General features: G+C 52.7%; 15 protein-coding genes and 2 pseudogenes. 11 read left to right on the top strand and 6 right to left on the bottom strand.

Going from position 1 to position 15,731, the window contains the following annotated elements; all coding sequences use genetic code 11:
* The first annotated feature begins 6 nt into the window (after nucleotides 1-6).
* On the top strand, nucleotides 7-960 hold the full coding sequence (locus tag RHH81_RS08770) for a serine hydrolase (RefSeq protein ID WP_310742920.1): 954 nt from the start codon (nucleotides 7-9) through the stop codon (nucleotides 958-960).
* Here RHH81_RS08770 and psaK read toward each other — a convergent pair.
* Nucleotides 937-1,188 carry a photosystem I reaction center subunit PsaK gene (gene psaK, locus RHH81_RS08765; protein ID WP_225901542.1) on the bottom strand — a complete coding sequence of 84 codons (252 nt, stop codon included), beginning with the start codon at nucleotides 1,186-1,188 and terminating at the stop codon, nucleotides 937-939. The genes RHH81_RS08770 and psaK overlap by 24 nt on opposite strands.
* Before the next feature lie 95 nt (nucleotides 1,189-1,283).
* On the opposite strand from psaK, the gene RHH81_RS08760 reads away from it, so the two are divergent.
* Nucleotides 1,284-1,976, top strand: coding sequence for a phosphoribosylanthranilate isomerase (locus tag RHH81_RS08760; RefSeq protein WP_206199855.1), 693 nt, complete (start codon nucleotides 1,284-1,286; stop codon nucleotides 1,974-1,976).
* Here the strand turns inward: RHH81_RS08760 and RHH81_RS08755 are convergent.
* Nucleotides 1,926-2,660: a DUF2993 domain-containing protein gene (locus RHH81_RS08755; protein WP_310742919.1), complete on the bottom strand. Its 735-nt coding sequence runs from the start codon at nucleotides 2,658-2,660 to the stop codon at nucleotides 1,926-1,928. The two genes, RHH81_RS08760 and RHH81_RS08755, sit on opposite strands and share 51 nt — an antisense overlap.
* 141 nt (nucleotides 2,661-2,801) lie before the next feature.
* Here RHH81_RS08755 and RHH81_RS08750 point away from each other — a divergent pair, with 141 nt between their 5' ends.
* Entirely contained in the window at nucleotides 2,802-3,392 is a 591-nt protein-coding gene (locus tag RHH81_RS08750) for a Uma2 family endonuclease (protein WP_310742918.1), read from the top strand.
* Here RHH81_RS08750 and RHH81_RS08745 read toward each other — a convergent pair.
* On the bottom strand, nucleotides 3,389-5,947 hold the full coding sequence (locus RHH81_RS08745; protein WP_310742917.1) for a DUF3536 domain-containing protein: 2,559 nt from the start codon (nucleotides 5,945-5,947) through the stop codon (nucleotides 3,389-3,391). The two genes, RHH81_RS08750 and RHH81_RS08745, sit on opposite strands and share 4 nt — an antisense overlap.
* 107 nt (nucleotides 5,948-6,054) lie before the next feature.
* Entirely contained in the window at nucleotides 6,055-6,444 is a 390-nt protein-coding gene (locus tag RHH81_RS08740) for a universal stress protein (protein ID WP_206199852.1), read from the bottom strand.
* Nucleotides 6,445-6,598: 154 nt separating this feature from the next.
* On the opposite strand from RHH81_RS08740, the gene RHH81_RS08735 reads away from it, so the two are divergent.
* The 8 genes and pseudogenes from RHH81_RS08735 (at nucleotide 6,599) to RHH81_RS08710 (ending at nucleotide 13,888) form a co-directional block, all read left to right on the top strand.
* A complete protein-coding gene (locus RHH81_RS08735; RefSeq protein WP_302678089.1) occupies nucleotides 6,599-7,801 on the top strand; it encodes a phosphoglycerate kinase in 1,203 nt (400 codons plus the stop codon).
* 409 nt (nucleotides 7,802-8,210) lie between these two features.
* Nucleotides 8,211-8,537, top strand: coding sequence for an HU family DNA-binding protein (locus RHH81_RS08730; protein WP_190278230.1), 327 nt, complete (start codon nucleotides 8,211-8,213; stop codon nucleotides 8,535-8,537).
* Between the two features lie 5 nt (nucleotides 8,538-8,542).
* Nucleotides 8,543-9,607, top strand: coding sequence for a threonine-phosphate decarboxylase CobD (gene cobD / locus RHH81_RS08725; RefSeq protein WP_310742916.1), 1,065 nt, complete (start codon nucleotides 8,543-8,545; stop codon nucleotides 9,605-9,607).
* A 424-nt stretch (nucleotides 9,608-10,031) separates the two neighbouring features.
* The gene (locus tag RHH81_RS08720; RefSeq protein ID WP_310742915.1) at nucleotides 10,032-11,339 is read left to right on the top strand and encodes an aminopeptidase P N-terminal domain-containing protein; all 1,308 of its coding nucleotides are present in this window, start codon (nucleotides 10,032-10,034) and stop codon (nucleotides 11,337-11,339) included.
* Between the two features lie 47 nt (nucleotides 11,340-11,386).
* Nucleotides 11,387-11,675 (top strand): annotated as a pseudogene (locus RHH81_RS13025) (N-6 DNA methylase); the annotation flags it as partial.
* 13 nt (nucleotides 11,676-11,688) lie between these two features.
* Nucleotides 11,689-12,564, top strand: a complete 876-nt coding sequence (locus tag RHH81_RS08715; protein WP_310742914.1) for a DNA adenine methylase — start codon at nucleotides 11,689-11,691, stop codon at nucleotides 12,562-12,564.
* Between the two features lie 212 nt (nucleotides 12,565-12,776).
* A pseudogene (locus RHH81_RS13090) lies at nucleotides 12,777-12,941 on the top strand (DNA methyltransferase); the annotation flags it as partial.
* Between the two features lie 299 nt (nucleotides 12,942-13,240).
* The gene (locus RHH81_RS08710) at nucleotides 13,241-13,888 is read left to right on the top strand and encodes a hypothetical protein (protein ID WP_310742913.1); all 648 of its coding nucleotides are present in this window, start codon (nucleotides 13,241-13,243) and stop codon (nucleotides 13,886-13,888) included.
* Here RHH81_RS08710 and RHH81_RS08705 read toward each other — a convergent pair whose 3' ends face one another.
* On the bottom strand, nucleotides 13,889-14,923 hold the full coding sequence (locus tag RHH81_RS08705; RefSeq protein WP_206199845.1) for an AI-2E family transporter: 1,035 nt from the start codon (nucleotides 14,921-14,923) through the stop codon (nucleotides 13,889-13,891).
* A gap of 6 nt (nucleotides 14,924-14,929) precedes the next feature.
* On the bottom strand, nucleotides 14,930-15,625 hold the full coding sequence (locus RHH81_RS08700; RefSeq protein ID WP_310744283.1) for a DUF3153 domain-containing protein: 696 nt from the start codon (nucleotides 15,623-15,625) through the stop codon (nucleotides 14,930-14,932).
* Nucleotides 15,626-15,731: the final 106 nt, after the last annotated feature.

The raw sequence follows: 15,731 nt of genomic DNA, 5'->3' as shown, positions 1-15,731 counted from the left end.
CAGGCAATGATTTTTTTTCAGGCCAACACCTATCTCACGGATTTGGTGACGCGGACGCTCCAAGCGACATGGCAACACTTTCCTTGGCTGGGACAAGAGGACATTGCCCTGACCTTATTGGTGTATCCACCCCCCATTCCCGTGAATACGGGCGGAGCGCTGACCGCAGCAGAATTTTGGCAGTATTCGATTCCCGGCGCCCATTATCGCGGCGATGTGCCGATGTACCCGGCCAGTGTGGTGAAGTTGTTTTATCTGGTGGCCTGTCATGAGTGGCTCCACAGCGGTATGCTTCAGCCGGATGCGGAATTAGCACGCGCCCTGCGGGATATGATTGTGGACTCCAGCAATGATGCCACGAGCCTCGTGGTGGATATGCTCACGGGGACGACTAGTGGCCCGGTGCTGCCACCGGAACCTTTTCGCACATGGCAATACCAGCGCAATATCGTCAATCGCTATTTTCAATCCTTAGGGTGGCCAGAGCTCACTAATATCAACGTGAATCAAAAAACGTGGTGTGATGGCCCCTATGGACGAGAGCAGGAATTTGTCGGGCGCGATCGCCAGAATGCTAATCGTCTGACCACTGATGCCACGGCTAAGTTAATCCACAGTATTGTGGGCGGTGTTGCCGTGTCTGCTAGCGCCAGTCAAGCGATGATGGAACTGATGGAGCGTTCCCTCGATCCAGAGCTTTTGGCCGAGGATCCAGAAAACCAAGTACAGGGCTTTTTGGGGGAAGGGCTACCTCCGGGGGCAAAGTTGTGGTCAAAGGCGGGACTCACCAGTTGGGTGCGCCACGATGCGGCCTATATTGAACTCCCCAATCATTGCCCCTATACCTTGGTGGTCTTTATTGAGAATCGCACTGCCAGTATGAATACAGAGGTTTTGCCCTTTATTTCCCGTCAAATTGCCAGTGGTATTCCGACCCTAGAGGGCACCGGAGTACTGTAGGCCACTGACAACCCCGGCCGCCAAAAGGTGACCAAAGCTGGTGGTAGCCAGCAATTCGGGCAGACCAAAGCCTTCAAAGAGGGCGGGCAAGGAAACGGGTAAACCGGGGCCTTTTCCCCGTGATTGAATGGCATAGCGGCCAATGGCGATCGCAAACAGGTTGCAGAGGATCACCACCAAACCCACAGACGGCGTCCAAGTGGTATCGGGGAGCGTGGCTAACACCATGGTTCCTCCTAAATGGGTACAATTGCCCATGAATTATACGGAACGGCCTGATCGCCCACCGCTAGTTCTTTACAAAATGGTGCATCTCGTTACAAATGCTTAACTCAACTGTCCCTGTCAAAATTGCTGTCAAAATTTGTGGCTTGACTCTACCCGAACAGGCGATCGCGATCGCCCAAATGGGCGTCAGTGCTTTGGGGTTTATTACCGTGCCCCATTCCCCCCGCTATGTCCCGGCAGCAACCATTGCCGAGATCTGTCGCCAGTTGCCGCCCTCAGTACTGACTGTTGCCGTGGTTGCCAATCTCGATTTAGCAGCATTAGCCCATTTAGTCACAACCACAGGGGTACAGGCACTGCAGCTTCATGGCAGCGAATCGCCCGAGTTTTGCCAACAGGTACGCCATGCCTTCCCTAATATTGTGTTGATCAAAGCCCTGCGGGTGCGATCGGCAGCCAGCCTCGCCGAGATTCCCGCCTACGCCCCGATTGTGGATCGCATTCTCCTAGATGCCTATCACCCGCAGCAGTTGGGGGGCACGGGGCAGCCCTTTGACTGGACATTGCTGAAAGACTTAGCCATTCCTTGCCCTTGGTGGCTGGCGGGGGGCATCACGCCGGAAAATTGCCGTCAAGCGATCGCCCAAACCCAACCCCAAGGGATTGACCTAGCCAGTGGTGTGGAAAGCCAACCGGGGATCAAGGATTTAGGGCGCGTAGCAGCATTGCTGAGCAACCTAGGGATAAATGCAAATCATTCCCTGCACCCTGAGGGCACCCGTTTCTAGCCGCAACTCTTGGATGGCCACCCCCTCACCCAAATCAATGGCCACCGTGGGATGAGGGTCACCTTCCCCTTGCCAATGCACCTTTTCTAAGCAGAGGGTTCGCTCATCCTGCAAGCGCACCTGGGTCATCAAATGCCAATCCGCCTGCTCCCCTTGGGCATTCACCATCGAGAACACCAGTTTGAGGCACCCAGCACCCAATTCTGCCTGCGTATGCCGCAATTGCCACTCCTGCAGATTGACCCCTGCTTTGCCCAAGCCGCGCTGATCGAGCAATTTCAGCAGTTCCCGTAGGCTGGATTGCAGGAGCGGCGCCCCCAAAGAGGCGTCGAGATCGGCTTGGCTGAGAATTAGTTCCCCGCGCACCGGCACTGGTGCCAAGAGTTTTAGGGGTTTGCCTCGCAACACTTGCCCTAGATTAATCTGAATCTGTTCCGCTTGGACGGCTGCTTGGCGCAATTGAATACCGCGATAACTGGCGCTAGCTGCGGCAACGCGCACGTGGGGTAAGTATCCCTGCAAAATCTGGCGATCGCCCCCTTGAATTTGAATTTCCAAGCCTGTTGCCTGCTCCAACTGCGCAGATAACCACCAGTGCAACGCCGGTTGCAAGACCCGGGGAATTAGTCCGCGTTCAGAAGCGGCACCAAACGCCTCAGCCATTTCTGGGGACGTTAACGACATACGTACTCCTCACACACTTTTTGGGTGATACCTAGGCCAACCTATGGGGCTAGTTCGCTGATTTTAACGAAACTGGACGTAGGTTGGGTCTGGTCAGAGGCAACTTTCCTAATTTGCTAGAACTGGGGTAGTGGAAATGCGATGAGAGGCTGCTCAGCCATGCTGACGATCGCCCTACAACCGGTGCTGGAACTAACCGATGAGCAGTTTGCCGCAATTTGCCGCCAAAACCCTGATCTGCGGCTGGAGCGATCGTCCCGTGGAGAACTAATCATTATGCCCCCCACAGGTGGAGAAACTGGCAGGCGTCATCTTCAAATAGCTGTTCAACTGTACCTCTGGAATCAGCAATCCCGATTGGGCGTTGCCTTTGACTCCTCGACGGGATTTAAGCTGCCCAACGGCGCCATTCGCAGTCCCGATGTTGCTTGGATTCGAGGCGATCGCTGGCACGCCTTGACCCCCGAACAACGGCAAGGATTTGTACCGCTTTGTCCCGATTTTGTAATTGAGCTGCGCGCTGCCAGTGATGATCTGCGGCCACTCGAAGCCAAAATGCGCGAATATCTGGACAATGGTCTGCACCTGGGCTGGCTGATTGACCCGCAAAATCAACGGGTAGAAATCTACCGTTCTCAAATGCCCCCTGAAGTCGCGATCGCCCCTCGGCACCTCTTTGGGGAAGACCTGCTCCCCGGATTCGTGCTGGATTTAACGGAGATTCTTCCCTAGGAAGAGAGGGCAACCAATAGTTGGGGATCAACCTTGAGGCGGATAGCTAAGGTTTGTAGGTGCCGCCGATCGCCCTCGCTGAGGTGCGTGCCCTTCTGCCGCAGTTCACCCATCAGGGTATAAAGCTGTTCCTGTGCCCGATCCAGATTCAGGTTCAAACCTAAGGCATCGCCAATGGTGATCAAGTCCTGCAGCAGGGGACTCAACTGGCTAAGGGTGTCACTGTCGAGGTGGTGGGCAAGATAACGCAATCCAGTGCTAATTTGCTGCTCAAGGAGTCGCTGTTGCTCTTGAAGGCTAAGGTGACAACCCAACAACCGTGCTTCACGGGCGATCGCCGCCAATTCTGCCAGATGGTTTTGCAGATCCGCCAAGGGCAAATCACTGAGATCGCTCAGGTCTTGCTCTAAACTCCGCAAATGGCTAATGGCACGATGGGTCAACGCCACCGCTGCCGCGACTTGCAATTCTTGGGGCACATTCAGGCCATCCCGCTGAAACCCCATCAGGATGCCGTAGTTATCGCGATAAACTTGGGTATAAAGCTGATCCAAGCGCGTAAGGGTTTCCCGCGCCAGCACCCCCATGAGACGGTGTCGTTCCTCAGCAAAGAGATCATCCAAGCTGTAGGCTACCCCCCCAAAGCGTTCCGTAATTGCCATCACCACCCGTGCTGCACTCCCCTGTTGGAAGGCTTGCAGGAGATGGGTCTTGATCTGGCTATATTCCCGCCGCCCTTGGAAGGGTTGAATCGCACAGTGGAAATCCCAGCCCCCCAAGTGCAAGACAGCAAAGATCAGCAGTTGGGACTCGGTTGTCATCGTCGAGGTGAGTTGAATCTGGCCGATCGCCAAGGTCAGGCTGCCCATGCGTTGGAGATGATAATCCCCCTGCTCAATCTCATAGCAGTACAGTTGATGTTGGCGGGGGTAGCTATTAAAGAGGGAACTCATGGCATAGTGGGCGGCCACCTGCTGCAAGCTAATTTGAGCCGTTTTCACCAACTGGTGATAGACCGTTGCCCCATCGCCAAACTGCGGCACATTACTGGGGGCAGCGGCCAGACGCTCAATAAACTCGGGTTCCAACTGCACCCCTGCCACATCTGCCGCGAGTTCGATCGCCCGTGCCGCATAGCGGAGGATTTGCACCCCCTCAGGCCGCGAGAGTTCATCAAAAAACCAGCCACAACTGGTAAACATGAGCAGGGCATGGTGCTGCATCTCCAGCAAGCGCAGGGCATCAATTTGCTCGCTTTGACTCAGGGGGCGGCGTTGGTGTTGTGCCAAAAAACGATGCAGAGTCTCCGGCGAGCGATCGCCAATCACCTCAATATAGGCATCGCGGGCTGCCCAAACATCCTGAAATAGCTCACTGCCCAAGGTTTCATAAATTTCAATTAGCTCATCCCGCAACCAGTTCAGTGCCTCCCGCAAGGGGCGTCGCCACCGTTGATGCCACTCACCGCCCCCACCGCAACCACAATTGTCCTGCCAGCGATCCACACCATGGGCACAGCTCCACGCCGTGACGGGTTTGAGTTCCACCTCCCATGTGGGCGGGAACAGGCTGAGGTAGTAGGCAAAGTTAGTGATCTGCCAGCCCCGCTGTGGAAATTCCACTTTAAAGGCATAGGCGAGGGCTTTTTCACCGCCATACTTGTGATGGCCAAAGGTTTCCCCATCAGTGGCAACGGCAATGATTTGACTGGGGCGATGATCACCGCGCACGGCCTGTCCCAACCGCCCCGCTAGAAATTGCGAGCTAGTGAGCAGATCGCTAAAGCCCATGTCCCGCGAAATGGGGCCGTCGTAGAAGAAGATATCCAAGTAATCCCGCTGGCGATCGCCCCCCGGCAAATAGCAGCGATAGGGACGGGTCGGATCAATTTGGCTGCCACTGACTTCAATCCACTCGCTTTCACCGTCGGCAAGAATGGGACGACAGCGTTGGGCTTGGGAAGGCGCCAAAATCGTAAAGCGAATCCCCTCCTCAATCAGGGCGGCTACGGTGTCATAGTCAATGGCCGTTTCTGCCAGCCACATCCCCTCCGGTTCGCGGCCAAACCGCCGCCGAAAGTCCGCCTTGCCCCAACGAATTTGCGTGAGTTTATCGCGGTAGTTGGCCAAGGGCAAAATCATGTGGTTATACACTTGGGCGATCGCGTTGCCGTGGCCATTGAAGCGCTGACAACTGTGGCGATCAGCCTCAATAATGCGCTGATAGACCTCAAGATCGTAGCGTTCGAGCCAACTAAAGAGCGTCGGGCCGATATTAAAGCTGAGGTATTCAAAGTTATTGACAATACCAATGACCTCACCGCGATCGTTGAGAATCCGCGCAAAGGCATTGGGGCGATAGCACTCGTAGTAAATACGCTCATTCCAATCGTGGAACGGCTGGGCACTGGGTTGGTGTTCAATGGCATTGAGGTAGGGATTTTCGCGGGGGGGCTGATAGAAATGGCCATGGATGGTTACGTACACCCCAAGGGCTTGCAGTTGATCAGCAGCAGGGGAAAACACGGTCGGCGTTACATCTGTTGGATTCAGCATGCAGATCAACCACAAGACAACACATTCACTTTCCTTGATCATCGGCGATCGCCCCAAGGGCTAGGCCGCCTGTGACGAAACTTTAAGCTCCGCAAGATTCAGTTACGCTAGGGTACCACCAAGACCGGACAGGGCGCCAAATTAATCACGCGGTTGCTGACACTTTCTTGAAACCCCTCTGGGGTCAGACCCGTTCCCCGGCAACCCATAATAATCAAACTGGCATTGATCTCATCGGCCACATCACAGATCACAAAGGCAGGTTTGCCGCGCCGCAGCAGTGTTTCCGCCACAATCGCGTGTTGGGCAAAGGCTTCCTTCACTCGATTCAAAAATTCCGCGATCGCCGCCTCTAGCTCCGCATCGGGTTCTGGGGTTTCCTCCACCGAGAGCAGAAACAACTGACTCTGAAACAGTTTCACCATCTCAACCACAGTGGGCATGGCTTCTTGGGTATCACGGCTACGGTCAATGGGAAAAAGAATGGTTTTGAACATAGAGTTCACCTCATTGGAGTCAAGTGGAAGGGCACGCCCTTGGGTAGAATGAGGGTCAGGTGAGGGTTCTGTAACGGGTCACTCCATCGCTGGCTGGGATTGTTATGCCCCTAGTACCATCATCCATGTTTTAACGCATTTAGGAGGCTCTAGCGTGTCTAAAAAATCCGTGGCACAGTTATCGGCTGCCGACTTAGAAGGAAAGCGTGTCCTCGTGCGGGTGGATTTTAACGTTCCTGTCGATGAGAATGGTGTCATCACCGATGATACCCGCATCCGCGCCGCACTGCCGACGATTCAAGACCTGATCAGCAAAGGTGCCAAGGTGATTCTTGTCAGCCACTTTGGCCGTCCCAAGGGTGTGGATGATAAACTGCGCCTCACTCCTGTGGCTCAGCGGCTCTCGGAACTGCTCCACAAACCCGTGGCCAAGCTCGATGACTGCATTGGTGATGCCGTGGTGGCCCATACCCAAGCAATGGCCAATGGGGATGTCTGTCTCCTCGAGAATGTGCGCTTCCATCCGGGGGAAGAAAAAAATGATCCTGAATTTGCCAAGCAACTAGCGGCCTGTGCAGAAGTCTATGTCAATGATGCTTTTGGCACTGCGCACCGCGCCCATGCCTCAACTGCTGGGGTGACGCAATACCTCAGTCCCTGTGTGGCGGGCTTTTTGATTGAGAAAGAACTGGAATATCTCCAAAACGCCATTGAGCATCCCCGCCGTCCCTTGGCTGCGATTGTGGGGGGATCTAAGGTCTCTTCTAAGATTGGTGTGATTGAAGCCCTTTTAGAAAAAGTGGATAAATTGCTGATCGGCGGCGGCATGATCTTCACCTTCTACAAAGCGCGGGGTCTCAATGTGGGCAAATCCTTGGTGGAAGAAGACAAGTTGGAGCTAGCCAAACACCTCGCAGCCAAAGCCCAAGAAAAAGGGGTGGAGTTGCTCTTGCCCACAGATGTCGTGGTGGCGGATAACTTTGCCGCCGATGCCAATAGTCAAGTGGTCAGTATCGAAGCGATTCCCGATGGCTGGATGGGTCTGGATATTGGGCCTGCTTCGGTCAAACTCTTCCAAGAGGCGCTCAAGGATTGCAAAACAGTGATCTGGAATGGCCCAATGGGGGTGTTTGAGTTTGATCAATTTGCCAAGGGCACGGAGGCGATCGCTCGCTGTTTGGCTGACCTCACCAGTGAGGGCGTCTCGACGATTATTGGTGGTGGCGATTCTGTGGCAGCGGTTGAAAAAGTGGGCGTTGCCGATCGCATGAGTCACATCTCCACGGGCGGGGGGGCGAGCCTTGAACTCCTCGAAGGCAAAGAACTTCCTGGTATTGCCGCCTTGGATGATGCCTAGGGGATAGATCATCGCCAATACGCTGTGATCAAATCCTCCGAATCCAAGCATTAAATTCATGAAATTTGTGAATGCCCCATCGTCTCAGCCATGGGGCTTTTTTGTTCTCTGGGGCGATATTCAGACCTTGGGACACCGTGATTTGTTAATTTTTCTAACAACTGTCACTGCCCCAAACTATCCCTGCAAAGAGGATGGAATAGACTAAAAGACTGATGAATCAAGGGTTTGAGAAATTTCTAATGGATAAAAGTGGCTGAAAACCACATATCTTAAAGGTTTCAGGGTTCCAGTTGGGGTCTGGCTATTCTAGAATGAGGCTTGAAAGCAAGCAGAGGCAAGGGTTTCGTGCCTTTCACCCATTTGTTCCTCAATTAACAACCTTTAATGTTTCTGTGGAGTTATCCCCATGAATAAAGCTGAACTCGTGGATGCTGTGTTTAGTCGTGCCCATAGCACCAACAACGTCACCAAAAAGCAAGTTGAGGCGATTATCTCAGCCACCGTCGAGGAAATCATGGAGGCCGTGGCCAAGGGAGAAAAAGTGACACTAGTGGGCTTTGGTGCCTTTGAACCGCGGGAGCGCAAGGCCCGTGAGGGACGCAACCCGAAAACGAAAGAAAAAATGCAAATCCCAGCAACTACCGTTCCCGCCTTTTCAGCAGGGAAACTCTTCAAAGAAAAAGTTGCACCGCCTGCAGCTCCCGAACCGGCGGCCAAGGGCAAGAAAAAATAGTCTGAATGCCCCCCCGCCACGGTGGCAATTTAGCTTGGGCGGCAGCGATCGCTGGCTGTGCTCCCGATGAGATTTTGGATTTTTCGGCCAGTCTCAACCCTTGGGGGCCCCCTGATTCAGTGATTGCCGCCCTACAGACTGCTTTGCCCACGATTCGCGACTATCCCGATCCCGATTGCCGTCCCTTAGTGGATGCTATTGCCACCCTGCATCAACTACCGAGGGATTATTTTTTGGTGGGCAACGGCGCGGCGGAGTTATTGACTTGGGTAGGTCGCGAGTGTGGCGATCGCCAGCAGATTTATCTTATTACTCCTGCCTTTGCTGACTACCGGCGGGCACTGGCGTCTTTTGCTTGCCCCATTGTGCCGATTCCCCTAGCCCGGGTGCAAAGCGACTTTGGGGCGATCGCGCCCTCCCTAACCCCTGAAGATGCCATCCTCATTAACAATCCCCATAACCCCAGTGGACAGCTCTGGTCTCGCAATCAGCTCCAGCCGTTGCTAGAGACGGGTGCCTTGGTGATCGTGGATGAGGCCTTTATGGACTTTTTGCCGCCGGCGGCTAGTGAATCCCTAGTGGGGGTTGTGCCTCAGTACCCCAACTTGATTGTTCTGCGATCGCTAACGAAGTTCTATAGTCTGGCGGGTCTGCGTTTAGGGTATGGTGTGTCCTCTCCAGAACGTTGGCAACGCTGGCGATCGTGGCGCGATCCTTGGAGTGTGAATAGTCTAGCAATCATTGCCGGTGTCACAGCTTTGGGCGATCGCCCCTTTCAGGAACAGACGTGGGCATGGTTACCGCCAGCGCGTCATGCCTTTGCAACGGCCTTAAATACTATGCCCGAACTGAAGGTAGTGACCGAGAGTAAGGCAAACTTTCTACTCATCAAAGCAACGGACGCCATTTTGCCCCTGCAAACCTACCTCCTCCAGCAGCATCGCATTTTGATTCGTGATTGTTGCAGCTTTCCCGAATTGGGCGCTTCCTACTTCCGAGTGGCGGTGCGCCGTGACAGCGAAAATCAGCGGCTCCTCGAGGGGTTGCGGGCTTATTACCAACGCCAGTAGGAATTGCATCCCCCAAAGCCAAGGTGGTATAGTAGCGGTACTTAAGGGGGCGTGGCGGAATGGTAGACGCTGCGGACTTAAGAAATTGAGCCTTAGTAGAGAAATCTATTAAGTGAATGCTCTCAAATTCAGGGAAACCTACGTTTGTCCATAGGGCAAATAGGGCAATCCTGAGCCAAGCCGTTTCTCAAACCCAGACTGGAAACGGAAGGTGCAGAGACTCGACGGGAGCTACCCTACCGTAGATCCTCTACGCGGGTAAAGGGAGAGTCCAATCCTCAACACCCAAGGGGTGGTCGCGAAAGCGGCAGGAGGATGAAAATCCGTTGACCTTAAACAAGTCGTGAGGGTTCAAGTCCCTCCGCCCCCACCAAACCACTTCAGGGTCATCATTCCCAAGGGTTGACCCACTCTTCAAGGCGCGATGAAAACAGAGTACCAGCAACGACAGCAGCAGTTTTTAGAGAAATTGGGCACGGGTGTCGCTGTTTTCTGTAGTGCCCCGCGCGCCATCATGCACAATGATGTGGACTACAACTTTCGCCAAGAAAGTAACTTTTATTACCTCACGGGCTTTAATGAGCCAGAGGCCGTTGCTGTTTTTGCGCCAAACCACAGTGAGCATCGCTATGTTCTCTTTGTGCAGCCCAAGGATCTCAGCCAAGAGATCTGGACAGGGGCACGCCTTGGGGTAGAAGCAGCCAAGGAGCAATTAGGTGCCGATGCCGTATATCCCATTAGTGAGCTAGAGCAGCACCTCCCTCGCTATTTGGAGACGGGGGATCCGCTGTATTACCACTTTGGTCACAATGAGCGCTTTAATCAAGTGATTCTCAAGCACTATCAGCGCCTCTTGGCGACACTACCAAAACGGGGCACAGGCCCACGGGCGATCGCCGATCCCAGTATTCTCTTGGCACCGATGCGGCAAATTAAATCAGCAGCAGAATTGGCCTTGATGCGCCAAGCGATCGCCATCACTGTCGAAGCCCATCAGCGTGCCCGCGAAGTGGCTGCCCCCGGACGCTGGGAATATGAAATTCAGGCAGAGATAGAGCATCTCTTTCGCCTACGGGGGGGCGATGGCCCGGCCTATCCCTCGATTGTTGCCTCGGGGTCGAATGCCTGTGTGCTTCACTACACTGAGAACCAACGGCAAATGGCAGCAGGAGACTTACTTTTAATTGATGCTGGCTGTGCCTATCGCTACTACAACGCTGATATTACCCGCACCTTTCCTGTGAGTGGCCAGTTCAGCGGCGAGCAACAGGCGATCTATGATATTGTCCTCGCTGCCCAAAAAGCCGCCATTGAGCAGGTGCAACCGGGGAATACCTACAACCAAATCCACGATGCGGCGGTGCGGGTGATCGTTGAGGGTCTAGTAGAGCTTGGCCTGCTGCGGGGAGCGATTGACGATCTGATCAACGAAGGCAAAGAGAACAATACCCAGAAATATCGCACCTTCTTTATGCATGGCACCGGTCACTGGCTGGGTCTCGATGTCCATGATGTCGGTCTTTACAAGCACAACAAAGAAACATGGGTCACGCTGCAACCGGGTCAAGTGCTGACAGTGGAGCCGGGGATTTATATTCATCCTGAGGCAATGCCCGCTGAGGGTCAGCCCGAGATTAGCGATCGCTGGCGCGGCATTGGTGTGCGCATCGAAGACGATGTCTTGGTCACCACCGAGGGGCACGAAGTACTGACAGCAGCTGTGCCGAAATAATAGAAAGCAGGAAGTCCTCCTCATTGAGTCCTTTACAGCAAGTCCCCGTGGAAAAAACTGTCAAATCCAAACGCCGCGTTCCTGACCATGGTGAAGTCTCACCCCCCAGCACATCGTGCAGGCCATGCTAGATTTAGTCCAGCCAGAAACCGAACGCATTAACTCGCGTTTCTTGGAACCCACCTGCGGTACTGGCAACTTCTTGGTAGAAATCCTCGCGCGGAAGCCCGTTATGCCAAGGTTCAACTTGAATATGAGCGCTACACGGTGCTGGCAGTGGCATCAATTTATGGTATCGACATCGTAGAGGACAATACCGAGAAGTATCGCAAAAGGCACTCATCGTGTAATGAAGAGAAACGGCACACCTTCCCCAGTCGTCAAGCGAAGCAGAAAAAGGATAATAGCATTTGGTTGGTATGGTGGAAAATATTCACACCTTGATTGGCTTTTGCCTCTATTGCCCTCTTGCCACCATTACTGTGAGCCATTTGGGGGCTCAGCTGCTGTTTTATTGAACCGAGAACCTTCAGCTGTAGAAACATATAATGACGTTGATGGTGAGGTTGCAAATTTCTTCCGCGTCTTACGAGATGAGTCAGAGCGTTTGATAAGAGCAATTGGTCTCACCCCTTTTTCACGTGAAGAATTTTCAATCGCCTGTGAAATAGACCCATCTTTAGATCCTGTTGAACGTGCAAGAAGGTTTTATGTACGCGCCCGTCAAGTGCAAACTGGTCTAGCTCAATCTGCAACACTGGGACGCTGGGCAAATTGCAAAAACACGAGTAGAGCAGGTATGTCAGGAGCTGTGTCTCGCTGGCTTGGTGCAATTGAAGACTTACCAGATATAGCCCTGCGTTTGTTGCGTGTTCAAATAGAAAATAGACCCGCTATTGAAGTCATACGTTTGTACGACTCACCAGATACGCTTTTTTACTGTGATCCACCTTATGTCCATGACACGCGGGGCGATAGTAACGCTTACGCTTATGAAATGAGCAACAAAGAACATCGTGAGCTGGCGTCCGTGCTGAATTCAGTTCAAGGTATTGTTGCCATTTCAGGTTACGATTGCGATTTAATGGACGAGTTGTATCCTTCTCCGAATTGGTACAAAAATATCGCCCCGAGCAAAACAATACATTCGACCAAAGATGAGCGAACTGAGATTCTGTGGACAAATTATGCCCCCAAAGCGATCAATCAAAAGACATTATTTTAGGAAAAAACAATGAGTACACCTGATAAGGCTCTTACAAACATCCTAAAACGTGCTTATCAAGATATAAACAATTCGGCTATTTCAGACCATGATATTCGTTCACGGATTGAGTATGTGTGCCGACAGATTAGTAATCGGGTGTGCACAAGACTTCTTATGGCTTGTCTGTTAGCCAAAATAGACCGACCAGATGTTGATCCCCGAAAGCCATACTAGGTTTTTTGCGCCACTTTTTGCATTTTTTCCACAGGTCACGAGCCAGGTTTTTGGACGCGTATCAAAAGCTAGTATTGAATGAACCCGATAGTGCAGTGAGTCAGCCTCTCAAAGAAGCTTTCTTAGCATTAAGGCAAGCTGCAGAAGCAGATAGAGAATAACACCTTAAGATCGGGTTGAAAAAGAAAAAAGATTTCGAATTATTGGTCAATCTGGGCGTGTTCAACAGTGCCTCGATGAATGATACCGTCTATAACAAACGCGTAGCGGTGAGAAATTGCCAAGGGGCGATCGCTCCCCTGAAGTTTCACATTCATCCATGCAGTCCAACACTTTAGCCAATAATTTTTATTAAAACTTTATTTATTAAAATTTTACATTTTTAGATTGTTGCTCAATTTTGACTGTGGTAGATTTATGCCAATGCCATCCCTTAAGTTGACAATTATTTCTTAAGCCTATGGCCACAGCGTCAGCGTCTATACCCGATTGGCTGCTCAAGCTCATGCTCCTTGCCATCGAAGAGGGGCGGCAGTGGGGATACCAATTTCTCCATGATCCTCGCTGGGGGGGCGATCGCGATCGCATGGCCAACCATGCAATTTATGAAGCCACCCTCTGGTCAGTGGGTTCTGGAGTCGCCACTGGCGTCATGGGCTGGGCTGGCGTGCCCCTCGATATTGCCTACTTTTACCATGCCCAAATCAAGCTGGCAGCGGCGCTGTTCACCATCTATGGCCTAGATTCTGAAAACGAAAATGTGCTGATGATGCTGATTCCCACTGCCTTGGGGGTTACTGCCGCTGAACTTGCAAACCACTTCGGTACCCAATTTTGTCGGCAAATCTTCAAGACCTTTGGCCGGCGGGCGGCGCAAAAAAATTTATCCCAAGTGCTGATGGCGGTCTTCAGGCAGCTTCCGCGTCCCCTTTTGCAGCAGATTTTTGGCAAGGTCTCGAGTAAAAGTCTCACCCTACCTGCGCGAGCCGTTCCCCTTGTGAGTGGCGTGATTGGTGGGGCTACAAATGCCGTCATGATGAACATTTGCGGTCATGGGGTGTGTACGGTGATCAAAACGTTTCGATCGCCTAGTTATTCGATCGCCTAGTTAGGTGTCTTCGACAGGCTCAGACTCGAGGACGGTTTTCAGTGTTGCGGCTAGGGGAATGGCCAGCAAAATTCCCAAGAAACCCGCCACCCGTCCGCCAATGAGTAGCGCAATAAACTGCCAGAGGGGATTCAGACCCATCAAGTCCCCCAGTAACTTCGGGGTAAGCACGTTATCCTTAATTTGTTGCAAGACCACAGCAATCACGAAAATATTCAAAGCCAGCCACGCATCCTGAAAAAGGATAAGCAGTGTTACTAAACCAATGCCCAAGGTCGCCCCCACCACAGGGATGAGCTGGGCAATACCAATGATCAGGGCAAAGAGAAAGCCAAAATTGACCTTGAAGGCGATCATAAAGGGAATCAGGGCAAGAAACATAAACAGCCCCAAAAAAAGCTGTGCCGAGAAAAAACTGCGAATATTCAGCCGCAGCGAGTAATCCACCATCTGCCGCCAAGGCTTGGGTACCAGTTTCATGAGTCCGCGCCAAATCTCACTGCCATAAAAGAGCATATACACCGTTAGGATCAGCACGAGGAGCACATCAACAAATTTAGTTAGGGTTGTAATCGCCACACCCGGTAACATGGCGGCAATCCCTTTGAGCTGGATCGTCAGCTCTTCCATCAAGTCATTCACCCCCACAGGGAACTGGTAGCGGCGCAGCACTTGATCTAGATGGCGCAAATTTTGATTGCCCGTATCCGCCAACTCTGGCAGTTGATTTAGGAGTTCTTCCGCCTGTTGAATAGCAAGGGGGAGCAGCAACAGCATCAAGACACTGACCACCAAAAGGGTAATCAGTAACACCAAGGCGATCGCATTCCGCCGCCGCAAACCACGAGCACAGAGGCGAATCACCACTTGATTGAGCAAAAAAGCCAAAATGGCGGCAATGACAAGGAGATTAATCGGATATTCAAAATAGAGGTAAACTTGCTCCGCCACCCAGAGATTGAGGACAATCAGAGGTCCCGCTATTAAATAGGCAAGATACCGTTGCCAACTCTGCGGCGGGCCAGACCATCTCATGGGACTCTAGGTTGAATGACTCCTAGGCAGGCGAGTGCGTAACCAATTGCCCAGCACCAGCAAGCCCACGATCGCCAGTGTGCCCCAACCCAAGGGACTTGGATACCAATAGGCTGCCTCTAGGTGATTCAGATAACCGGGCATCAATGTCCAAGTCAGGCGATCGCCCCCCCGCTGAACATGAGGATTGACCACGGTATCAGCAGTAGTGGCTGGACGCTCAATCGGGCGCGCCCCCCAAGGGGTTTCTAGGGCAAGTTGAAACTTCAGGAGCGACTGCGGTGCCACAAGAACAGCTTGATCACGGGACTCAATACCCAAGGGGCGCAGATCAATGTCATAGCGAAAGCGCTCCCGCACAAAGAGCAACCAGTTCTGGTCAAAAATATCCGCCTCAGCAGTGACTTGGGGAAGATAGGGCACACCACCAATGCGGTTGAGGATAGTGGCCAATTGCTGGCTGGTGTCAAAGGGAATCGTCACCTGAAGATGCGTTTTATCCCGTTCCTTGATCGTTCCCCCCAAGCGGCGCGCCTGCTGAATCACCTGTTCGGTAAAAGGGAGATCGGGTTGGGGCAGCGTCAGCGTGTAGGTGAGGTTCCCCCCAGTTTGTCCCTGATGCTGGATGACCATATCTGCTTGGACGCATCCACTCAAACAGACCACAAGGGGTATCAAGAGCCAAAGTATCCAGCGCTGCATTCCGCCTCTATTCCTTTCCTTGGTTTTGCTGTGCAAGATTATCCTATCTTGGGATGCTGCCAAGGCACAAAAAAACACCCCGAACAGCTCAGGGTGTCGCCATGAC

The organism is Thermosynechococcus sp. PKX95 (assembly GCF_031583295.1).
Taxonomy (GTDB): Bacteria; Cyanobacteriota; Cyanobacteriia; order Thermosynechococcales; family Thermosynechococcaceae; genus Thermosynechococcus.
Note: the sequence above shows the minus strand (reverse complement) of the source record. Positions and strands in the feature narration are given on the sequence as shown.